The sequence below is a fragment of the Pantoea sp. MBD-2R genome (assembly GCF_039134845.1).
Lineage (GTDB): Bacteria > Pseudomonadota > Gammaproteobacteria > Enterobacterales > Enterobacteriaceae > Erwinia.
In genome coordinates, this window is the sequence record NZ_CP152417.1 from 4,209,847 (window position 1) to 4,231,832 (window position 21,986).

Below are 21,986 nucleotides of genomic sequence, written 5' to 3' on the forward strand. Positions count from 1 at the left end.
AGCGGCTCACGGTCGCCCGTTCGCTGAAATCAGGCGCTTTATGTAGCTACCGGCTCACCTTCTGGAGGATTTTGATGAAGCCCGTCGATAAACTGACTGAAAACGATGTTACGCCTGAATCTATCTTTAACAGCCAGCGCCGTCAGGTAATGAAAGCGATAGGCGTTAGCGCCGCCGCGTTCACCGTGCCCGGCGCCCGTGCCGATATCCTTTCTTGGATTAAGGGCGACAATCGCCCGACGGCAGCGGCTGGCAAACCGCTGGATTTTAGCAGGCCAGCCCAGTACCAGGCCGATTTGCCACTGACGCCGGAAGATAAAGTTAGCGGATACAATAATTTTTATGAGTTCGGACTGGATAAAGCCGATCCGGCCGCTAATGCCGGTTCGCTGAAGACTACCGACTGGAAAATCGAAATCGGCGGCGAAGTGGCAAAACCCATGACGCTGGATATGGACGATATTTTCAAACGCTTCCCGCTTGAACAACGTATTTACCGTATGCGCTGCGTAGAAGCCTGGTCAATGGTCGTTCCCTGGGTCGGTTTTGAGCTGGGCAAACTGCTCAAAGCGGCTGAACCCACCAGCAACGCGAAGTATGTTGCCTTCCAGACTATTTATGCGCCTGAGGAAATGCCGGGCCAGCGGGATCGCTTTGTCGGCGGCGGCATTGATTATCCTTATGTGGAAGGATTGCGTCTGGATGAAGCAATGCATCCACTGACCATGCTAACCACCGGGGTTTACGGTAAAGCCCTGCCGCCGCAGAACGGTGCACCGATTCGCCTCACCGTTCCGTGGAAATATGGCTTCAAAGGCATTAAATCCATTGTGAAAATCACCCTCGTCAAAGCGCAACCGCCAACCACCTGGAATCTGCTGGCCGCCAATGAATATGGCTTCTATGGCAACGTCAATCCGCATGTCGATCATCCTCGCTGGTCGCAGGCGACGGAACGGTTTATCGGCTCGGGCGGCATTCTTGACGTTAAACGCCAGCCCACGCTGCTGTTCAACGGCTATGCCAGTCAGGTTGCGTCCCTCTATCGTGGCCTTGATCTGCGGGAGAATTTTTAGTGGTGCGACTCAAGCTCAAACAGATTACCGGCCTGAAAGTTTTTCTGCATCTCGCCGGTTTTTTACCGCTAATTTGGCTGTTTCTTGCCGTTAATCAGGGTTGGCTCAGCGCCGATCCGGCTAAGGATATCCAGCATTTTACCGGAAGAATGGCGCTGAAATTTTTACTGGGTTCACTGCTGGTGACGCCACTGGCTCGCTATGGCAAACAGCCTTTACTGATCCGGGTTCGCCGCCTGCTGGGCCTGTGGTGCTTTGCCTGGGCAACGCTGCATCTGGTGAGTTATTCCCTGCTGGAGTTGGGGATCGATAACCTCGGCCTGTTAGGATCGGAACTGATTTCCCGACCTTATCTGACGCTAGGGATCGTTAGCTGGATTATTTTACTGATGCTGGCGCTGACTTCCTTTCAGAAAGCGCAGCGGAAGTTGGGAAAACGCTGGCAAACGCTGCACAATGCCGTCTATATCGTACTGATCCTCGCCCCCATTCACTATCTCTGGTCTGTGAAAACTTTTTCGCCTCAACCCTGGATTTATGCGCTGATCGCCGCCGTTTTGCTGCTCTGGCGTTACAAAAAATTCCGCCTGTGGTGGTCATGAGGATGAATGCCGCATCAAGTTATGGGCCTTTCATAACGCATTTTCGCCGAAGAGTGAGCAAACATCTTCGCTGATACGACCAGTATTTTGCTGCGAATTGCGTTGAAACCATTATAATGCCCGACTTCAAACCTGCTGACAGGTCAAACGAGAGCGCAAATTGCATCATGAAAGGTGACAAATGCCTTTCCGCGTTGTATTTTGTGCGATGCCTCAATTATCGCAGGAGATAGCCGCAAGATGGCTGATAAGTTTCACATACTGCTTTTGAACGGTCCCAACCTGAATCTTCTTGGCACCCGTGAGCCAGAAAAGTACGGGAAAACGACGTTGGCAGAGATCGTCAGCGATATGACATCGCAGGCTGACGCGCTCAACGTGAAGCTAAGTCATCTGCAGTCTAATGCAGAATATGCGTTAATTGACCGCATTCATGAGGCAAAAGGCAATGTCGATTATATCGTCATTAACCCGGCGGCTTTTACACATACCAGCGTAGCGCTTCGCGATGCACTGCTTGCAGTCAGCATCCCTTTTATTGAAGTTCACCTGTCAAATGTGCATGCCCGCGAACCCTTTCGCCATCATTCTTATCTTTCTGATATTGCTGCTGGCGTAATCTGTGGACTTGGCGTCGACGGTTATTCCTGGGCTTTACAGACGGCGGTTAAACGCCTGTCAAAATCTAATTAAACAGAGTACGGAACCACACTCATGGATATTCGTAAGATTAAAAAACTGATCGAACTGGTTGAAGAATCAGGCATTGCTGAACTGGAAATTTCTGAAGGTGAAGAATCCGTTCGCATCAGTCGTTCACCTGCAAACACAGGTTATCCGATGATGCAGCAGGCCTATGCTGCGCCAATGATGCAGCAACAGCCCGCGCTGGCTACTGCCGTTGCGCCTGCCACTACCCCTGCAATGGAAGCGCCTGCTGCAGCTGAGATCAGTGGTCACATCGTACGTTCACCAATGGTCGGTACTTTCTACCGCACGCCAAGCCCTGACGCAAAAGCCTTTGTGGAAGTGGGCCAGAAAGTTAACGCTGGCGATACCCTGTGCATCGTTGAAGCGATGAAAATGATGAACCAGATCGAAGCCGATAAATCCGGCGTAGTTAAAGCGATCCTGGTCGAAAGCGGTCAGCCTGTTGAGTTTGACGAGCCGCTGGTAGTCATCGAATAAACGAGGCGAACCATGCTGGATAAAATTGTTATAGCGAACCGCGGCGAAATTGCGCTGCGCATCCTGCGTGCCTGCAAAGAGTTGGGCATCAAGACTGTGGCCGTGCATTCAAGCGCGGATCGCGATTTGAAACACGTACTGCTGGCAGATGAAACCGTTTGTATCGGTCCTGCTCAGTCAGTCAAGAGCTACCTGAACATCCCTGCCCTGATCTCTGCGGCAGAAATCACTGGCGCAGTGGCGATTCACCCAGGCTATGGCTTCCTGTCCGAGAATGCGGACTTTGCCGAGCAGGTTGAGCGTTCAGGCTTTATTTTTATCGGCCCGAAAGCCGATACCATTCGCCTGATGGGAGACAAAGTCTCCGCTATCACGGCAATGAAAAAAACGGGCGTACCGACCGTACCGGGTTCTGACGGTTCGCTGGGCGAAGACATGGAGAAAAACCGTGCCATTGCCAAGCGTATCGGCTATCCGGTAATCATTAAGGCGTCCGGCGGCGGCGGCGGTCGCGGCATGCGTGTTGTGCGCGGCGACAAGGATCTCGAGCAGTCCATTAACATGACGAAAGCGGAAGCCAAAGCGGCTTTCAATAACGACATGGTCTACATGGAAAAATACCTTGAGAATCCACGCCACATCGAGATTCAGGTGCTGGCTGATGGCCAGGGCAACGCCATCTATCTGGCAGAACGTGACTGCTCAATGCAGCGTCGTCACCAGAAAGTTGTGGAAGAAGCGCCTGCGCCGGGCATCACTGAAGAGATGCGTCGCTTTATCGGCGAGCGTTGTTCTAAAGCCTGTATCGATATCGGCTACCGCGGTGCGGGTACGTTCGAATTCCTGTTCGAGAATGGCGAATTCTACTTTATCGAGATGAACACCCGTATTCAGGTTGAGCATCCGGTAACGGAAATGATCACCGGCGTGGATCTGATCAAAGAGCAGCTGCGTATTGCTGCCGGTCAGCCGCTGTCGATCAAGCAGGAAGACGTTGTGATCCGCGGCCATGCGGTGGAATGCCGTATCAATGCCGAAGATCCCAATACGTTCCTGCCAAGCCCTGGCAAAATCACGCGCTTCCATGCACCAGGCGGGTTTGGCGTTCGTTGGGAATCTCATATCTACGCGGGCTACACCGTTCCGCCGTACTATGACTCCATGATCGGTAAACTGATTACCTATGGTGAGACGCGTGACGTGGCTATCGCCCGCATGAAGAATGCGCTGGCGGAGCTGATCATCGACGGCATCAAAGTTAACGTTGAGCTACAGATGAAGATCATGAATGACGAGAACTTCCAGATTGGTGGAACCAACATCCACTACCTGGAGAAGAAACTCGGCCTTCAGGAAACCTGATTAGCCTGACGTCTAAAATAAGGCCGGTCTGACCGGCCTTTTTCTTTGGCGGTCCCTGTCGGGACCCGCGAGCCGTAAAGACCCCCCTGCTGAATAAAGAGAATCGCCATGCCCTGGATACAAATGAAAATTAACACCACTGGCGCGCAAGCTGAAGAATTGGGCGATGCGCTGATCGAGAACGGGGCTGTCTCGGTCACGTTCCAGGATACGCACGATAATCCGGTTTTCGAACCGCTGCCCGGTGAAACCCGCCTGTGGGGTGATACGGATGTGATTGGCCTGTTCGACGCTGAAACAGAGATGGCGTTTGTGATTGCGGGCCTGGAATCTCATCCTTTACTGGGCCCCGGATTTGTACACAAGATCGAGCAGATCGAAGACAAAGACTGGGAGCGCGAATGGATGGATAACTTCCACCCCATGCGCTTTGGTCAGCGGTTGTGGATCTGTCCAAGCTGGCGCGACGTGCCGGATCCTGATGCAGTTAACGTCATGCTCGATCCGGGCCTGGCTTTTGGTACGGGAACGCATCCGACTACCGCACTGTGCCTGGCATGGCTGGATGGGCTGGATTTAGCGGGTAAGACCGTTATCGATTTTGGCTGTGGTTCCGGCATTCTGGCCATTGCGGCGCTGAAGCTGGGCGCGGCAAAAGCGATCGGTATTGATATCGATCCGCAGGCTATCCAGGCCAGCCGCGATAACGCTCAACGTAACGGCGTCTCCGAGCGTCTGTCGCTGTATCTGCCTCATGAGCAGCCCGAGAATCTGAGTGCCGATGTCGTGGTCGCAAACATCCTCGCAGGCCCCCTGCGCGAGCTTGCGCCGTTGATTAGCGTATTGCCTGTGGCTGGTGGTCATCTGGGCTTATCCGGCGTGCTGGCGAGTCAGGCAAGCAGCGTGTGCGAAGCTTATGAAGCGCAATTTGCCCTCGATCCTGTCGCTGAAAAAGAAGAGTGGTGCAGAATTACCGGCATTCGTCGCTAATTTTTTCTTCGGCTCCACGGAAGGAGCGGATGCTTTTAAAGCAAAATAGCATTACTATCTGTGCGGGTTTTTATTCGTATGCCGGTATGCATCCGCATGCTGGTAAAAAACAGATAGTCAGGATCATAAAGGATTATGAACAAGACAAAATCAGTACTGCTGATCGCAGCAATAGCAACGATGCCCGCCTGGGCTACGCCCGCCATTCACTGGTCCTATGAAGGCAAAGCCGGCCCGGAACACTGGGCAGAGTTAGGGGATGAATTTAAAACCTGTAAAGCGGGTCAGTACCAGTCTCCCATTGATATTAAGCAGGTTATCGACGGGAAGCTGCCCGAGCTCAAGTTTAATTTTCATACCGATACCAAAACCATCGTCAACAATGGCCACACCATCCAGATTACGGTAAAAGACAGCGATGACTTCACGTTAGATGGTCACGCCTTTGTCCTTAAGCAGTTTCATTTTCACGCGCCCAGCGAAAATCATCTCTTCGGTAAGGCTTTCCCGCTGGAAGCACACTTTGTGCATGCGAATGCGGCTGGCGAGCTGGCTGTGGTCGCCGTGATGTTTCAACAGGGAGCGGAAAACAGCACGCTGAGGCCGTTAATCGATTCTGTGCCTGAACGTCAGGATCGCGTTGAGGTGATGAAACAGCGTGTGGATCTGGCCGGGCTTTTTCCACAGGATAAGCATTACTATCGTTTCAGCGGTTCGCTCACTACGCCTCCCTGTACTGAAGGTGTGCGCTGGCTGGTAATGAAGCAGCCGGTATCGCTTTCTGCGGAGCAGTTGAAGACGTTCCAGCAGGCGCTGAAACAGGCTAATAATCGTCCATTACAGCCGCTCCACGGCCGGGTCGTTGTTGATTAGAACGGGGACAGAGAATCTCTTCAGGTGTAGCGCAATGCCGCTTTCTGACGCAACTTGTCCCGTTTTTGGCGCAAAGAACCGTGATTTATATTGTTAAGTGGCTCACAAAAAAAGAAAAATATTTGTACATAATTTCGCCTTAAAATTACAACGTATTGTTAATTAAAGGTATTTAATTCAGCCGCTGATGGAATAAGCGCTGTCGGCGGACTGAAAGCGCCAATTGTTCAAAGTTTGGCCTTTCATCTTTTTGAAAAAATGCGTAATATACGCCGCCTTGCGAACACACTATGGTCACTTTTTTTTCATGCGCATAGGAAACCACCAGCTTCGCAATCGCCTGATTGCAGCACCAATGGCCGGAATTACCGACAGGCCTTTCCGGACACTTTGCTATGCAATGGGTGCTGGTATGACCGTATCGGAGATGATGTCGTCAAATCCCGAAGTTTGGGCCAGCGACAAATCCCGTTTGCGTATGGTACACAGTGACGAGCCCGGTATTCGTACCGTGCAGATTGCCGGTTGTGACCCTGAAGAGATGGCTGCCGCCGCGCGCATAAATGCCCTATCCGGTGCGCAGGTGATCGATATCAATATGGGATGTCCGGCTAAAAAAGTGAATCGTAAGATGGCGGGTTCTGCCCTGCTGCAACATCCGGAGTTGGTGAAGTCTATCCTCTCTGCGGTCGTCAATGCAGTAGACGTGCCCGTTACGCTGAAGATTCGCACCGGCTGGGACGCAGACAACCGCAATTGTGTTGAAATTGCCCAATTGGCTGAGCGTTGTGGCATTCAGGCCCTGACCATTCACGGACGCACTCGCGCGTGTTTGTTCAACGGCAACGCTGAATATGACAGCATTCGGACAGTTAAGCAGAATGTCTCTATTCCCGTTATCGCGAACGGAGACATTACTGACCCGCATAAAGCCAGATCCGTACTTGACTATACGGGGGCAGATGCCCTGATGATAGGACGTGCGGCTCAGGGAAGACCGTGGATCTTCCGGGAAATCCAGCACTATCTGGACACTGGGGAGCTGCTGGCACCGATGCCACTAGCTGAAGTAAAGCGCTTGCTTATCGAGCACCTACGGGAACTGCACGACTTTTATGGTCACCGCAAAGGATACCGTATTGCCCGGAAGCACGTCTCCTGGTATCTCCAGGAGCATGCCCCAAACGACCAGTTTCGGCGCACATTCAACGCCATTGAGGATGCCAGCGAACAGCTGGAGGCGTTGGAGGCATACTTCGAAAAACTTGCATAATAGAAATAAAGAGCTGACAGAACTATGTTCGAACAACGCGTAAATTCTGACGTACTGACCGTTTCAACCGTTAACTCCCAGGATCAGGTGACCCAAAAGCCCCTGCGCGATTCGGTCAAACAGGCACTGAAGAACTATTTTGCTCAACTGAATGGTCAGGATGTTAATGACCTGTATGAGCTGGTTTTGGCTGAAGTGGAACAGCCTCTGTTAGACATGGTTATGCAATATACCCGTGGCAACCAGACCCGTGCAGCCCTGATGATGGGTATCAACCGCGGTACGCTGCGTAAGAAACTGAAAAAATACGGCATGAACTAAGTTTCGGTTCATTGTGATGGAGGCGCTACAATATTGTTAGCGCCTTTTTTAATGTCTGTTGCTCAGAGAAAATTGTCGGGATTGTGCAAATAACAGGCGAACAGCTCAACTTCCTGTTAAAAATGTTGTCTTACTTTCTGTACCGCTACGGATTAAGTTCTTTATGCGCTACATCTTCCCTGAACGCATAAAGAGGAATTATGAAGGCTTCCCCTCGTTTTACCCGCAGCTTAATGCACCCTCGTTACTGGATAACCTGGCTCGGTTTGGGACTCCTGTTTTTACTCGTTCAACTTCCCTTCCCCTTGTTGCAGAAGCTGGGCACCTGGATGGGCCGGACATCAATGCGCTTTCTTAAACGCCGCATTCGTATTACCCGCCGTAATCTTGAACTCTGTTTTCCTGATATGCCCGCAGAACAACGCGAACTGACCATCGTACGCAATTTTGAATCGTTGGGCATGGGCCTGCTGGAAACGGGCATGGCGTGGTTCTGGCCCGACCGTCGGGTAAAGCGCTGGTTTACCGTTAACGGACTTCACAACCTGAAAGCGGCCCAGCAGGATGGTCGTGGCGCGCTGATTATCGGCGTGCATTTTATGTCACTCGAGCTGGGTGGTCGGGTAATGGGCTTATGCCAGCCGATGATGGCCATGTACCGGCCTCATAACAACAAACTCATGGAATGGGTACAGACCAAAGGTCGTATGCGTTCTAATAAGGCGATGATTAACCGTCGCGATCTGCGTGGCATGGTTCAGGCGCTGAAACAAGGTGAGGCCGTTTGGTTTGCACCGGATCAGGACTACGGTCCGAAAGGGAGCGTTTTTGCTCCGCTTTTCGCCGTACCAGAAGCGGCAACAACCAGTGGCACATGGATGATTGCGCGTATGGCCAAACCTGCAATGATCACCGTAGTGCTAATCCGTAATGAAGATGGCAGCGGCTATGAACTGGTTATTCAGCCAGAACTGAAAGATTATCCTATTGCTGATGAGCAGCAGGCTGCTACCTATATGAATAAAGTGATTGAACACGAAATCATGCGTGCGCCCTATCAGTATATGTGGCTACATCGTCGCTTTAAAACCCGCCCGGATGGCGCTCACTCGCTCTATTAATTTGCCAGATCCTGTTTTCACCAGCTCAGTCGCTTCTGAGCTGGTTCATCCCCCTCCCCCTGCAACAAAAGTTACACTTCTGAGAATTACCTTCCACCTTCCTGCAACAATTTGCACCATTTGTGACCAATCCCGCTGTTTTTGCCCCTGTCTGGTGCGCGATATTAAGTAAACTTTCAATATGCTTCCAATTATTAGCATTTCTTTCTAACAAATTCAGGTTGCTGCAAATCTGGCATTACCTTTGCAATGTCGTGGATAGCCCGCGTCATAAGCAGGACAACATGCACCGTAACGTGCGCTGAACATAACAACACGATTTCGCCACACAGGATGCTTTATGAAAAAAATGATGCTCTCCACGTTGGTTGCAACCGCAGCGCTGTTTGCAGTTGCGAATCAGGCTCATGCAGGCAACACACTGGATGCCATAAAAAAGAAAGGCTTTGTGCAATGCGGTATCAGTGATGGGCTGCCCGGCTTTTCTTTTGCCGATGCCAGTGGAAAATTCAGTGGTATTGATGTGGATGTCTGCCGTGCAGCGGCTGCGGCAGTGTTTGGTGATGCGTCGAAAGTTAAATATACCCCGCTGACCGCAAAAGAGCGTTTCACTGCGTTGCAGTCAGGAGAAGTCGATATTCTTTCACGCAATACGACCTGGACTTCGGCTCGTGACGGCGGTATGGGCTTTATTTTTGCCGGCGTAAACTACTATGACGGTATTGGTTTCCTGACCCATCAGAAAGCCGGTCTCAAAAGCGCTAAAGAGCTGGATGGCGCGACCGTATGCATCCAGGCGGGAACCGACACGGAGCTCAATGTTGCTGACTTCTTCAAGGCCAACAACATGCAGTACACCCCGGTGACGTTCGACCGCTCTGATGAATCTGCAAAAGCGCTGGATACCGGTCGCTGCGACACGCTGGCTTCGGATCAGTCCCAGCTTTATGCACTGCGTATTAAACTCGGCAAGCCAGATGAGTTTATCGTGCTGCCGGAAGTTATTTCTAAAGAGCCTTTAGGGCCGGTGGTTCGTCGTGGTGACGACGACTGGTTCACTATCGTGAAATGGTCGTTGTTCGCAATGCTGAACGCTGAAGAGATGGGTATTACGTCCAAAAACGTTGATCAGATGGCAGCGAAACCAACCACGCCTGATATGGCCCATTTGTTGGGATCGGAGGGCGACTTCGGTAAGGACCTGAAGCTGGACAATAAGTGGGCTTACAACATTGTTAAGCAGGTGGGTAACTATCAGGAAGTGTTCGATCGTAACGTCGGTAAAGACAGCCAGTTGAAAATTGCTCGTGGTCAGAATGCGCTTTGGAACAAAGGCGGTATTCAGTACGCGCCGCCAGTACGCTAATTCCTTCCGTTAACAGGGCGTCGCCGGGCGGCGCCTTCGTCAGAGTGCTCATAGCTGAGGTTTCAACATGTCTCAACGCCCAGCCGTAAAAAGGGATTTATCATTCGGCAATCCCGCGGTGCGCGCCTGGCTGTACCAGATTTTAGCCGTTGCCGCTGTGTTGGGAATTGCGGGTTATCTGGTCCATAACACCCTTATTAATCTGGCAAATCGCGGCATTACGTCAGGCTTCGCTTTCCTTGAGCGCAGCGCCGGTTTTGGTATCGTGCAGCATCTGATCGAATACACAGAGGGAGATACCTATGCGCGGGTATTTCTGGTCGGACTGACTAACACTCTGCTGGTATCCGCTTTATGTATCGTTTTTGCTTCTTTCCTCGGCTTTTTTATTGGCCTGGCACGCCTGTCTGATAACTGGCTGTTACGTAAAATTTCAAATATCTATATCGAAATCTTCCGTAATATTCCGCCGCTGCTGCAAATCTTCTTCTGGTACTTCGCCGTACTGCGTAACTTGCCTGGGCCACGTCAGGCGCTTAACGCCTTCGATCTGACCTTTGTCAGCAACCGGGGTTTATACATTCCATGGCCTGAATATGCTCCAGGTACATGGCCGTTTATCGTGGCGCTACTGCTGGCTGTGGCTGGGACTTATGCTCTGTTTCGCTATAACCGGGCTTATCAATTAAAGACCGGGCAGTTCAGGCGTGTGTGGCCCTCAGCGCTGGCTATGCTGATCCTTTTTCCGCTGATAGCGCATCTGATGTTTGGCGCAGCAATGCATTGGGATATTCCACAGCTTCGCGGCTTTAACTTTCGTGGAGGCTTTGTTTTGATCCCCGAGCTGGCAGCCCTAACGCTGGCGCTGTCCATCTACACTTCTTCCTTCATTGCCGAAGTTATCCGCTCGGGTATCCAGTCTGTTCCTTATGGCCAGCATGAAGCGGCTCGCTCGCTGGGTCTGCCAAATCCGGTGACGCTGCGTCAGGTCATTATCCCACAGGCGATGCGCGTTATTATTCCGCCATTAACCAGCCAGTATCTGAATATCGTGAAAAACTCTTCGCTGGCCGCAGCGATTGGCTATCCCGATATGGTTTCGCTCTTTGCCGGTACGGTACTGAACCAGACAGGTCAGGCAATTGAAACCATCGCGATCACCATGGGCGTTTACCTGATTATCAGCCTGCTGATTTCGCTGTTGATGAATATCTATAACCGCAAAATTCGCCTGATTGAGCGCTAAGAGAACGGGATCATTATGACTTTAGCCACTCAAGATACACCCCCGACCACCGGACATAAATTTTTAAACGCTGTCAGTTGGGCAAGGAAAAACTTGTTCTCAAACTGGGCAAATTCCCTGCTGACGCTGCTTTGTCTGTGGGTTATCTGGACTGTAATACCACCCGCCCTTAACTGGCTTGTGTTTCAGGCGAACTGGTTTGGTTCAACACGGGCCGATTGTACAAAGGAAGGCGCCTGCTGGGTCTTTATTCATGCCCGCTTTGGCCAGTTTATGTATGGACTTTATCCTCATGAACTTCGCTGGCGCATTAACCTGGCGCTAATTATTGGTCTGGTTTCAGTAGTGCCCTTGTTCATTAAAAGTATGCCGCGACGTGGCCTTTACCTTGTGGTCTGGGCCATCGCGTATCCTGTTATCGTCTGGTTCTTACTCTATGGCGGGTTTGCTGGTCTTGAACGGGTTGAAACCCGTCAGTGGGGTGGACTGACGCTAACGTTGATTATCGCCTCAGTCGGCATTGCCGGCGCGTTGCCATTGGGCATTTTGCTGGCTCTTGCGCGACGCTCAACCATGCCAGTCGTACGCTCGCTCGCGGTAATCTTTATTGAGTTCTGGCGTGGCGTCCCGCTGATTACCGTGTTGTTTATGTCTTCGGTTATGTTGCCGCTGTTCATGTCGGAAGGGAGCAGTATCGATAAATTGATTCGCGCGTTGGTCGGGGTCATCCTTTTCCAGTCAGCATACGTCGCGGAGGTGGTACGTGGTGGCTTACAGGCTCTGCCGAAGGGGCAGTATGAAGCCGCAGAGTCGCTGGCTCTCGGTTACTGGAAAACACAAGCATTAGTGATCCTTCCCCAGGCGCTAAAGTTGGTCATTCCGGGCCTGGTAAACACGATTATCGCCCTGTTTAAAGATACCAGTCTGGTGATCATTATTGGCCTGTTTGATCTGTTCAGTAGCGTGCAGCAGGCGACGGTTGATCCCGCCTGGCTGGGCATGTCAACGGAGGGATATGTCTTTGCCGCTCTGGTTTACTGGATTTTTTGTTTTAGTATGTCGCGCTATAGCCAATATCTGGAAAAGCGTTTTCACACCGGGCGTACGCCGCATTGAGGCTTAATATGACTAAATCTTTAATTCAACCTGATAACGCGATGATTACGCTGGAAAATGTGAATAAGTGGTATGGGCAATTCCATGTATTAAAAGACATCAATTTACAGGTAAAAGCCCGGGAACGTATTGTTCTTTGTGGCCCTTCAGGCTCCGGTAAATCAACCACTATTCGCTGTATTAATCATCTGGAAGAGCATCAGCAGGGTAGAATCGTCGTTGACGGTATTCATCTCAATGATGACCTGCGCAATATTGAACGTGTACGTACAGAAGTAGGTATGGTGTTTCAACACTTTAATCTTTTCCCTCATCTCAGCGTTTTGCAGAACTGTACGCTTGCGCCAATATGGGTACGTAAAACTCCCAGGAAGGAAGCTGAAGAGCTGGCAATGCACTATCTGGAACGAGTGCGTATTGCAGAACATGCACATAAATTTCCTGGGCAACTCTCTGGCGGCCAGCAACAGCGTGTGGCGATTGCCCGCTCTCTCTGCATGAAACCTAAAATTATGCTGTTTGATGAGCCCACCTCTGCTTTAGATCCAGAAATGGTAAAAGAGGTTTTGGATACTATGATTGGGCTGGCAGAAGATGGTATGACTATGCTGTGTGTAACACATGAGATGGGCTTTGCCCGGACAGTCGCAGACCGAGTGATCTTTATGGATCGCGGAGAAATCGTTGAGCAGGCTCCGCCACAAGAGTTTTTCTCTGCACCAAAATCTGAGCGTACCCGCGCTTTCCTTTCTCAGGTTATTCACTAGGTTAATTAGATAACGAGTTTCCCGGTAATACATACCGGGAAATTTTGTACAGATTGCCGGCCCTTATAAGCGCTGAAAAACAATTCAATCACGCCACGCAGCCGTTGAGTTACCCACTTTTTAAGCCTCAGGCGCCTTTTCTCGCCCCAAACGCAAAAAACCCTGACCGTGAGGTCAGGGTTATCGCGATTTGATGCCTGGCAGTTCCCTACTCTCGCATGGGGAGACCCCACACTACCATCGGCGCTACGGCGTTTCACTTCTGAGTTCGGCATGGGGTCAGGTGGGACCACCGCGCTAAAGCCGCCAGGCAAATTCTGTTATTCACGCCGCCGTAAAGGCCGCGCAAATTTATCCGGTTAACAAGCTGAAAATCTTTGCGTCTCTCAACGCTACAGAACGCTTCTGGCGTTGTAAGGTTAAGCCTCACGGGTCATTAGTACCGGTTAGCTCAACGCATCGCTGCGCTTACACACCCGGCCTATCAACGTCGTAGTCTTCAACGTCCCTTCAGGTGGCTTAAAGCCACAGGGAGAACTCATCTCGAGGCAAGTTTCGCGCTTAGATGCTTTCAGCGCTTATCTTTTCCGCACTTAGCTACCGGGCAGTGCCATTGGCATGACAACCCGAACACCAGTGGTGCGTTCACTCCGGTCCTCTCGTACTAGGAGCAACCCCTCTCAATTCTCCAGCGCCCACGGCAGATAGGGACCGAACTGTCTCACGACGTTCTAAACCCAGCTCGCGTACCACTTTAAACGGCGAACAGCCGTACCCTTGGGACCTACTTCAGCCCCAGGATGTGATGAGCCGACATCGAGGTGCCAAACACCGCCGTCGATATGAACTCTTGGGCGGTATCAGCCTGTTATCCCCGGAGTACCTTTTATCCGTTGAGCGATGGCCCTTCCATTCAGAACCACCGGATCACTATGACCTGCTTTCGCACCTGCTCGAGCCGTCACTCTCGCAGTCAAGCCAGCTTATGCCATTGCACTAACCTCACGATGTCCGACCGTGATTAGCTGACCTTCGTGCTCCTCCGTTACTCTTTGGGAGGAGACCGCCCCAGTCAAACTACCCACCAGACACTGTCCCCACGCCAGATTATGGCGCCAGGTTAGAACATCAAACGTTAAAGGGTGGTATTTCAAGGTTGGCTCCACGCAGACTGGCGTCCACGCTTCAAAGCCTCCCACCTATCCTACACATCAAGGCTCAATGTTCAGTGTCAAGCTGTAGTAAAGGTTCACGGGGTCTTTCCGTCTTGCCGCGGGTACACTGCATCTTCACAGCGAGTTCAATTTCACTGAGTCTCGGGTGGAGACAGCCTGGCCATCATTACGCCATTCGTGCAGGTCGGAACTTACCCGACAAGGAATTTCGCTACCTTAGGACCGTTATAGTTACGGCCGCCGTTTACCGGGGCTTCGATCAAGAGCTTCTCCTTACGGATAACCCCATCAATTAACCTTCCGGCACCGGGCAGGCGTCACACCGTATACGTCCACTTTCGTGTTTGCACAGTGCTGTGTTTTTAATAAACAGTTGCAGCCAGCTGGTATCTTCGACTGGCTTCAGCTCCGGGAGCAAGTCCCTTCACCTACGCGCCAGCGTGCCTTCTCCCGAAGTTACGGCACCATTTTGCCTAGTTCCTTCACCCGAGTTCTCTCAAGCGCCTTGGTATTCTCTACCTGACCACCTGTGTCGGTTTGGGGTACGATTCTGTGTTACCTGATGCTTAGAGGCTTTTCCTGGAAGCAGGGCATTTGTTACTTCAGCACCGTAGTGCCTCGTCATCACGCCTCAGCCTTAAAGAGTTCCGGATTTGCCTGGAACTCAAGCCTACACGCTTAAACCGGGACAACCGTCGCCCGGCCAACATAGCCTTCTCCGTCCCCCCTTCGCAGTAACACCGAGTACAGGAATATTAACCTGTTTCCCATCGACTACGCCTTTCGGCCTCGCCTTAGGGGTCGACTCACCCTGCCCCGATTAACGTTGGACAGGAACCCTTGGTCTTCCGGCGAGCGGGCTTTTCACCCGCTTTATCGTTACTTATGTCAGCATTCGCACTTCTGATACCTCCAGCAGACCTCACAGTCCACCTTCGACGGCTTACAGAACGCTCCCCTACCCAACAACACATAGTGTCGCTGCCGCAGCTTCGGTGCATGGTTTAGCCCCGTTACATCTTCCGCGCAGGCCGACTCGACCAGTGAGCTATTACGCTTTCTTTAAATGATGGCTGCTTCTAAGCCAACATCCTGGCTGTCTGTGCCTTCCCACATCGTTTCCCACTTAACCATGACTTTGGGACCTTAGCTGGCGGTCTGGGTTGTTTCCCTCTTCACGACGGACGTTAGCACCCGCCGTGTGTCTCCCGTGATAACATTCTTCGGTATTCGCAGTTTGCATCGGGTTGGTAAGCCGGGATGGCCCCCTAGCCGAAACAGTGCTCTACCCCCGAAGATGAGTTCACGAGGCGCTACCTAAATAGCTTTCGGGGAGAACCAGCTATCTCCCGGTTTGATTGGCCTTTCACCCCCAGCCACAAGTCATCCGCTAATTTTTCAACATTAGTCGGTTCGGTCCTCCAGTTAGTGTTACCCAACCTTCAACCTGCCCATGGCTAGATCACCGGGTTTCGGGTCTATACCCTGCAACTTAACGCCCAGTTAAGACTCGGTTTCCCTGCGGCTCCCCTATACGGTTAACCTTGCTACAGAATATAAGTCGCTGACCCATTATACAAAAGGTACGCAGTCACCCTGATAAATCAAGGCTCCCACTGCTTGTACGTACACGGTTTCAGGTTCTGTTTCACTCCCCTCGCCGGGGTTCTTTTCGCCTTTCCCTCACGGTACTGGTTCACTATCGGTCAGTCAGGAGTATTTAGCCTTGGAGGATGGTCCCCCCATATTCAGACAGGATATCACGTGTCCCGCCCTACTCATCGAACTCACAGCAAGTGCATTTTTGTGTACGGGAGTATCACCCTGTACCCTGCGACTTTCCAGACGCTTCCACTAATGCACAAACTGATTCAGGTTCTGGGCTGTTCCCCGTTCGCTCGCCGCTACTGGGGGAATCTCGGTTGATTTCTTTTCCTCTGGGTACTTAGATGTTTCAGTTCCCCAGGTTCGCCTCGCAACACTATGTATTCATGTTGCGATGATGCACCGTAGTGCACCGGGTTTCCCCATTCGGGTATCGTCGGTTGTTGCGGTTCATATCACCTTACCGACGCTTATCGCAGATTAGCACGCCCTTCATCGCCTCTGACTGCCAGGGCATCCACCGTGTACGCTTAGTCACTTAACCTCACAACCCACAAGCGTCCCGAAAGACACTGCTGTTGTAAGCATTTGAGAGACTCGAACACATCGTTTTGTTTACCCTTATTACGGAGGATAAACACGACGTGTCGTTTCAATTTTCAGCTTGTTCCGGATTGTTAAAGAGCAAATATCTCAAACGTGACTCACCTTACGGTAAAATCAGTTTTGAGATAGTTCAGTAAACTGCATGGTGGAGCTAAGCGGGATCGAACCGCTGACCTCCTGCGTGCAAGGCAGGCGCTCTCCCAGCTGAGCTATAGCCCCATACAGTTACTGCAGAGACCATCTACTACTACTCAACCTTTCTCTTTTAAGGGAGAAACGTAATTCGTGCTCAGGCAAGGCATGTTTTCGCGCCGCATAGTTCACTATGCAAGCCGGAAACATAACGCCGCATGAGTGCGAATTTGGTAGGCCTGAGTGGACTTGAACCACCGACCTCACCCTTATCAGGGGTGCGCTCTAACCACCTGAGCTACAAGCCTGTAGAGGTTTTTTCTGCTCGTTACTTTTCTATCAGACAATCTGTGTGAGCACTGCGCGGGAAGGTATCTTCAGGTAAGGAGGTGATCCAACCGCAGGTTCCCCTACGGTTACCTTGTTACGACTTCACCCCAGTCATGAATCACAAAGTGGTAAGCGCCCTCCCGAAGGTTAAGCTACCTACTTCTTTTGCAACCCACTCCCATGGTGTGACGGGCGGTGTGTACAAGGCCCGGGAACGTATTCACCGTGGCATTCTGATCCACGATTACTAGCGATTCCGACTTCACGGAGTCGAGTTGCAGACTCCGATCCGGACTACGACGCACTTTATGAGGTCCGCTTGCTCTCGCGAGGTCGCTTCTCTTTGTATGCGCCATTGTAGCACGTGTGTAGCCCTACTCGTAAGGGCCATGATGACTTGACGTCATCCCCACCTTCCTCCGGTTTATCACCGGCAGTCTCCTTTGAGTTCCCACCATTACGTGCTGGCAACAAAGGATAAGGGTTGCGCTCGTTGCGGGACTTAACCCAACATTTCACAACACGAGCTGACGACAGCCATGCAGCACCTGTCTCAGAGTTCCCGAAGGCACCAATCCATCTCTGGAAAGTTCTCTGGATGTCAAGAGTAGGTAAGGTTCTTCGCGTTGCATCGAATTAAACCACATGCTCCACCGCTTGTGCGGGCCCCCGTCAATTCATTTGAGTTTTAACCTTGCGGCCGTACTCCCCAGGCGGTCGACTTAACGCGTTAGCTCCGGAAGCCACTCCTCAAGGGAACAACCTCCAAGTCGACATCGTTTACGGCGTGGACTACCAGGGTATCTAATCCTGTTTGCTCCCCACGCTTTCGCACCTGAGCGTCAGTCTTTGTCCAGGGGGCCGCCTTCGCCACCGGTATTCCTCCAGATCTCTACGCATTTCACCGCTACACCTGGAATTCTACCCCCCTCTACAAGACTCTAGCCTGCCAGTTTCAAATGCAGTTCCCAGGTTAAGCCCGGGGATTTCACATCTGACTTGACAGACCGCCTGCGTGCGCTTTACGCCCAGTAATTCCGATTAACGCTTGCACCCTCCGTATTACCGCGGCTGCTGGCACGGAGTTAGCCGGTGCTTCTTCTGCGGGTAACGTCAATTGCTGAGGTTATTAACCTCAACACCTTCCTCCCCGCTGAAAGTACTTTACAACCCGAAGGCCTTCTTCATACACGCGGCATGGCTGCATCAGGCTTGCGCCCATTGTGCAATATTCCCCACTGCTGCCTCCCGTAGGAGTCTGGACCGTGTCTCAGTTCCAGTGTGGCTGGTCATCCTCTCAGACCAGCTAGGGATCGTCGCCTAGGTGAGCCATTACCCCACCTACTAGCTAATCCCATCTGGGTTCATCTGACAGCGAGAGGCCCGAAGGTCCCCCTCTTTGCTCTTGCGAGGTTATGCGGTATTAGCTACCGTTTCCAGTAGTTATCCCCCTCTGTCAGGCAGATCCCCAGACATTACTCACCCGTCCGCCACTCGTCACCCAAGAGCAAGCTCTCTGTGCTACCGTTCGACTTGCATGTGTTAGGCCTGCCGCCAGCGTTCAATCTGAGCCATGATCAAACTCTTCAATTAAAAGTTCGATTTGCTGCAACAAGTGCAGCGATGCTCAAGTGTAAAACGTCATAATGAATTTTCATTATGTGTTCACTCTTAAGACTTGATATTTTTTGACACCCGAAGGTGTCTTGATATCAATCCTGCGAGTGCCCACACAGATTGTCTGATAAATTGTTAAAGAGCGTTGCGAACAGTGCCTTAGCTTCCTGTCGCGAGGTGGCGTATATTACGCTTTCCTCCTTCAGAGTCAACTTCTTTTTGAGAAGTTTTTCTCCGGCGATTCAGCTTCCTGAACCTCCTGAACCGGCGGGCTGTAAGCCGTTGTGCCGTCTCAGTGGTTGCGCATTATAGGGATCCGTTCAGATAGCACAACCCTTTTTTCGATCTTTTCTTTCGACCGTTCTTTTTTCATCCTCTTTGACGAATAGTCAGACGATCTGCGCAAAAATACCGCTTATTTGACCCGGGTTATTGATCGTTATTGCTGTGTCGCACTACGCTTCAGGGATCATATTGCTGAGGGAAAGTGTTATGTCGACAAATTTGCGATCTTATAAAGGTACATTTCCGCAATCAGGTAACCGTGTAATGGTCGATGCTTCGAGTGTAGTAATCGGCGAAGTTGAGTTACAGGACGATGTGAGCATCTGGCCACTTGTTGCAATACGCGGTGATGTTCATAAGGTGAAGATCGGTAAACGCAGTAATATTCAGGATGGCTGCGTGCTGCATGTTACCCACAGGTCGTCCACCAATCCGGAAGGTTACCCACTTATCATTGGTGAAGATGTCACTGTAGGGCATAAAGCGATGCTACACGGTTGCACCATCGGCAATCGGGTCTTAGTCGGTATGGGGTCGATTCTGCTGGATGGCGTAATAGTAGAAGATGACGTGATGATTGGCGCTGGAAGCTTGGTGCCGCCGGGAAAACATCTGGCAAGCGGCTACCTCTACTTAGGTAGCCCGGTGAAACAAATCCGTCCGCTGACAGAATCCGAGATCGCCGGATTGCTCTATTCTTCCAACAACTATGTTCGCTGGAAAAATGAGTACCTGGATCAGGAGAGCCACACCCAGCCCTGATCGTTTTCCTGTTCTGCCTTTATTGCAGCCTCAGCTTCATCTTCCAGATCCCAGCGGTAGCGGCAAAAGATTTCCAGCGCTGTCTGCTCTTTACCGTAGCGGCGGATCAATGATTCGCCGCCGATCGCGCAAACGATCTGAAAGCCATTGACCAGCGCAACAAAGCAGACCGCGCTGACAGATTCGTCCCACCATTCGCGATCCGGGAACTGAATTGCCTGATTCACGCCTTTAATTCCGCTTTGAGCGTGGCAATAACTGGTGCGACATCAGGTATTACCTCATGCCACAGAAAGAAAGAATACGCCGCCTGTCCTACCAGCATGCCCAGGCCATCGGCGATCTGAGTTGCACCATGCTGCTGGCACCATTGTAAAAAGGGTGTCTGGCCAGCCTGATAAAACATGTCGTAACAACGGACCGTGCTACCGATCAACGTCCTGGGCAAGGCCGGTATTCCTCCAGTAACGCCGCTGGAGGTCGCATTGATAATCAAATCGTACTCTGCTTCAAGCCTGTCCATTGCCTGGGCACGAATCTCTCCCGCATGCTTAAAAATAGTCGCCAGCATCTCTGCTTTATTTAGCGTGCGGTTAGTAATAGTCAACGAACAGCCAAAAGAAAGCAGAGGCAGGATAACCCCTCTGGCCGCCCCACCAGCGCCCACCAGTAAGATACGATCGCCCGGCTTGATCAGTTGTTGTCTTTCCAGATCCCTCAGCAGGCCAATACCATCGGTATTATCGCCAAGCAATCGCCCATCCTCTAACTTCTTAATGGTGTTTACCGCACCGGCAAGAGAAGCCCGCTCAGTCAGCTCATCCACCAGCTCATAAGCTTGTTCTTTGAAAGGTAACGTAACATTCGCACCAACGCCGTCGCGGGCCAGAAAATCCGCTATTGATTGAGCAAAGCCATCAACAGGTGCGCAGATACGTTCATAAGGATGCGGGATCCCTGTTTGCTGAGCAAACATCTGATGAATGCGTGGCGATTTGCTATGGCTAATCGGATTACCAAAGACGGCGTAGTTTTGCATTGTATTCCCCGTTATCCCTGACGAATAAGCTCGCCAGTTAAGGCATCGCGAATTTCTGATGGATTATTACGCCCCCCGGTTTCTCCCTGCAATACGGGGAATTCGTCACCAAACTGTTGATGAACTTCTGCCGCCGTCCGACAAGGCGCTAATCCAGTTAGATTGGCACTGGTCGAAACTAACGGTTTGTTAAATGCACGGCAAAGCTGCTGAACATCAGGATGGTTGCTGACCCGCACCGCAATAGAAGTAAACCGTCCGGTTAGCCAAACTGGCGTTGCTGTACTGGCCGGGACAACCCAGGTAACCGGCCCCGGCCATGAAGAAAACATTTTCTCTTTTTGCTGCGGAGTCAGCTGTTGCTCATCAATATAAGGCTGCAGCTGCTGGTAATCTGCGGCAATCAGGATTAAGCCTTTTTCTACCGGGCGCTGTTTTAACGCTAACAGTGCCATAACTGCCGATTCACTATCTGGATCGCATCCCAGGCCGAATACCGCCTCGGTTGGATAAGCAATAACGGCTCCCTGCCTTACTTGTGTCACGCAGCTCTTCAAAGAGCCTGCCAAAAGATCATTCTTCACTACTGTTTCCTGCTGTTACTGGCTTACCGCAAGCTTTACTGGCACAAAAACGTTTTGCACCGCGCGCGGTCTTTTTTTCTATAAGAAGAGGGAAATGGCAAAAAGCACATTCGCCAGCCACGGGCTTAAAATTCACTGCGAACTGACAATCAGGATAGCGATCGCAGGCGTGAAAAGTTTTACCATAACGTGAGCGGCGCTGGACCAGTTTGCCCTGTGAACATTGAGGACAGGAGAGCGCAGTTTCATCGGGTTTATCGATAAGCTCTGTATGCTCACATTCGGGATAATTGCTGCAGGCGATAAACATGCCATAACGTCCCTGGCGCAAAACCAGAGTGGACTGGCATACAGAACAATGTTGCCCTTCCAACACTTTCACTACATGTCCCTCAACCTGACTTTTCAGTGGACGAATATAGTCACACTCAGGGTAAGCAGAGCATCCAAGGAAAGCACCGTGTTTACCGGAGCGGATGACTAACTCCGCTCCGCATTGTGGGCAAGGTTCATTTTTTCGCACAGCGAAAAGCGCTGTTTTATTCATAGC

At 51.4% G+C, this 21,986-nt stretch carries 18 protein-coding genes, 2 tRNA genes, 3 rRNA genes and 1 pseudogene; 15 read left to right on the forward strand and 9 right to left on the reverse strand.

Annotation, left to right across the window (positions count from 1 at the left end):
- Window positions 1-74 precede the first annotated feature (74 nt).
- The 14 genes and pseudogenes from msrP to AAGQ96_RS19375 all read left to right on the forward strand — a co-directional run bounded on the left by msrP (window position 75) and on the right by AAGQ96_RS19375 (window position 13,301).
- The gene (gene msrP / locus AAGQ96_RS19310) at window positions 75-1,076 is read left to right on the forward strand and encodes a protein-methionine-sulfoxide reductase catalytic subunit MsrP (RefSeq protein WP_147200048.1); all 1,002 of its coding nucleotides are present in this window, start codon (window positions 75-77) and stop codon (window positions 1,074-1,076) included.
- A 2-nt stretch (window positions 1,077-1,078) separates the two neighbouring features.
- On the forward strand, window positions 1,079-1,678 hold the full coding sequence (gene msrQ, locus AAGQ96_RS19315; RefSeq protein ID WP_342755593.1) for a protein-methionine-sulfoxide reductase heme-binding subunit MsrQ: 600 nt from the start codon (window positions 1,079-1,081) through the stop codon (window positions 1,676-1,678).
- Window positions 1,679-1,918: 240 nt separating this feature from the next.
- On the forward strand, window positions 1,919-2,371 hold the full coding sequence (gene aroQ / locus AAGQ96_RS19320) for a type II 3-dehydroquinate dehydratase (protein WP_147200050.1): 453 nt from the start codon (window positions 1,919-1,921) through the stop codon (window positions 2,369-2,371).
- Window positions 2,372-2,392: 21 nt separating this feature from the next.
- Window positions 2,393-2,866 carry an acetyl-CoA carboxylase biotin carboxyl carrier protein gene (gene accB / locus AAGQ96_RS19325; RefSeq protein ID WP_147200051.1) on the forward strand — a complete coding sequence of 158 codons (474 nt, stop codon included), beginning with the start codon at window positions 2,393-2,395 and terminating at the stop codon, window positions 2,864-2,866.
- 12 nt (window positions 2,867-2,878) lie between these two features.
- A complete protein-coding gene (gene accC, locus AAGQ96_RS19330) occupies window positions 2,879-4,228 on the forward strand; it encodes an acetyl-CoA carboxylase biotin carboxylase subunit (protein ID WP_147200052.1) in 1,350 nt (449 codons plus the stop codon).
- Window positions 4,229-4,336: 108 nt separating this feature from the next.
- Window positions 4,337-5,218, forward strand: coding sequence for a 50S ribosomal protein L11 methyltransferase (gene prmA, locus AAGQ96_RS19335; RefSeq protein WP_342754356.1), 882 nt, complete (start codon window positions 4,337-4,339; stop codon window positions 5,216-5,218).
- A 135-nt stretch (window positions 5,219-5,353) separates the two neighbouring features.
- Entirely contained in the window at window positions 5,354-6,091 is a 738-nt protein-coding gene (locus tag AAGQ96_RS19340; RefSeq protein ID WP_342754357.1) for a carbonic anhydrase family protein, read from the forward strand.
- A 307-nt stretch (window positions 6,092-6,398) separates the two neighbouring features.
- Window positions 6,399-7,361 (forward strand): annotated as a pseudogene (gene dusB, locus AAGQ96_RS19345) (tRNA dihydrouridine synthase DusB); the annotation flags it as partial.
- A 27-nt stretch (window positions 7,362-7,388) separates the two neighbouring features.
- On the forward strand, window positions 7,389-7,685 hold the full coding sequence (fis, locus tag AAGQ96_RS19350) for a DNA-binding transcriptional regulator Fis (RefSeq protein ID WP_000462905.1): 297 nt from the start codon (window positions 7,389-7,391) through the stop codon (window positions 7,683-7,685).
- 200 nt (window positions 7,686-7,885) lie between these two features.
- Entirely contained in the window at window positions 7,886-8,806 is a 921-nt protein-coding gene (gene lpxP, locus AAGQ96_RS19355) for a kdo(2)-lipid IV(A) palmitoleoyltransferase (protein WP_147200056.1), read from the forward strand.
- 340 nt (window positions 8,807-9,146) lie between these two features.
- Entirely contained in the window at window positions 9,147-10,172 is a 1,026-nt protein-coding gene (locus AAGQ96_RS19360) for an amino acid ABC transporter substrate-binding protein (protein ID WP_342754359.1), read from the forward strand.
- Window positions 10,173-10,239: 67 nt separating this feature from the next.
- Complete coding sequence (locus AAGQ96_RS19365) at window positions 10,240-11,418, forward strand: amino acid ABC transporter permease (protein WP_342754360.1); 1,179 nt, start codon at window positions 10,240-10,242, stop codon at window positions 11,416-11,418.
- Window positions 11,419-11,433: 15 nt separating this feature from the next.
- Window positions 11,434-12,534 carry an amino acid ABC transporter permease gene (locus AAGQ96_RS19370; protein WP_342754361.1) on the forward strand — a complete coding sequence of 367 codons (1,101 nt, stop codon included), beginning with the start codon at window positions 11,434-11,436 and terminating at the stop codon, window positions 12,532-12,534.
- Between the two features lie 8 nt (window positions 12,535-12,542).
- Complete coding sequence (locus AAGQ96_RS19375; RefSeq protein ID WP_342754362.1) at window positions 12,543-13,301, forward strand: amino acid ABC transporter ATP-binding protein; 759 nt, start codon at window positions 12,543-12,545, stop codon at window positions 13,299-13,301.
- Between the two features lie 195 nt (window positions 13,302-13,496).
- Here AAGQ96_RS19375 and rrf read toward each other — a convergent pair.
- From rrf to AAGQ96_RS19400, 5 genes are all read right to left on the reverse strand, one after another.
- A 5S ribosomal RNA gene (rrf, locus tag AAGQ96_RS19380) occupies window positions 13,497-13,612 on the reverse strand.
- A 104-nt stretch (window positions 13,613-13,716) separates the two neighbouring features.
- Window positions 13,717-16,625 (reverse strand): 23S ribosomal RNA (locus AAGQ96_RS19385).
- A 205-nt stretch (window positions 16,626-16,830) separates the two neighbouring features.
- Window positions 16,831-16,906 (reverse strand) — tRNA-Ala (locus AAGQ96_RS19390).
- A gap of 144 nt (window positions 16,907-17,050) precedes the next feature.
- Window positions 17,051-17,127 (reverse strand) — tRNA-Ile (locus tag AAGQ96_RS19395).
- A gap of 74 nt (window positions 17,128-17,201) precedes the next feature.
- A 16S ribosomal RNA gene (locus AAGQ96_RS19400) occupies window positions 17,202-18,742 on the reverse strand.
- Together the 16S, 23S and 5S rRNA genes with 2 tRNA genes alongside form the textbook arrangement of a ribosomal RNA operon.
- A gap of 516 nt (window positions 18,743-19,258) precedes the next feature.
- Here AAGQ96_RS19400 and AAGQ96_RS19405 point away from each other — a divergent pair.
- Window positions 19,259-19,813 (forward strand): gamma carbonic anhydrase family protein, encoded by a 555-nt coding sequence (locus tag AAGQ96_RS19405; protein WP_147200062.1) that lies wholly within the window; start codon window positions 19,259-19,261, stop codon window positions 19,811-19,813.
- Here the strand turns inward: AAGQ96_RS19405 and AAGQ96_RS19410 are convergent.
- Genes AAGQ96_RS19410 through AAGQ96_RS19425 form a run of 4 tightly spaced genes read right to left on the reverse strand, consistent with a single transcriptional unit; the run spans window position 19,789 to window position 21,983 of the window.
- Window positions 19,789-20,040: a DUF1488 domain-containing protein gene (locus AAGQ96_RS19410; protein WP_147200063.1), complete on the reverse strand. Its 252-nt coding sequence runs from the start codon at window positions 20,038-20,040 to the stop codon at window positions 19,789-19,791. The two genes, AAGQ96_RS19405 and AAGQ96_RS19410, sit on opposite strands and share 25 nt — an antisense overlap.
- The gene (gene aroE / locus AAGQ96_RS19415) at window positions 20,037-20,852 is read right to left on the reverse strand and encodes a shikimate dehydrogenase (protein ID WP_147200064.1); all 816 of its coding nucleotides are present in this window, start codon (window positions 20,850-20,852) and stop codon (window positions 20,037-20,039) included. Before aroE ends, AAGQ96_RS19410 begins: the two co-directional genes overlap by 4 nt.
- Before the next feature lie 11 nt (window positions 20,853-20,863).
- Window positions 20,864-21,397 carry an L-threonylcarbamoyladenylate synthase type 1 TsaC gene (gene tsaC / locus AAGQ96_RS19420; protein WP_342754363.1) on the reverse strand — a complete coding sequence of 178 codons (534 nt, stop codon included), beginning with the start codon at window positions 21,395-21,397 and terminating at the stop codon, window positions 20,864-20,866.
- Between the two features lie 28 nt (window positions 21,398-21,425).
- The gene (locus AAGQ96_RS19425; protein WP_342754364.1) at window positions 21,426-21,983 is read right to left on the reverse strand and encodes a topoisomerase DNA-binding C4 zinc finger domain-containing protein; all 558 of its coding nucleotides are present in this window, start codon (window positions 21,981-21,983) and stop codon (window positions 21,426-21,428) included.
- Between the last annotated feature and the right edge of the window lie 3 nt (window positions 21,984-21,986).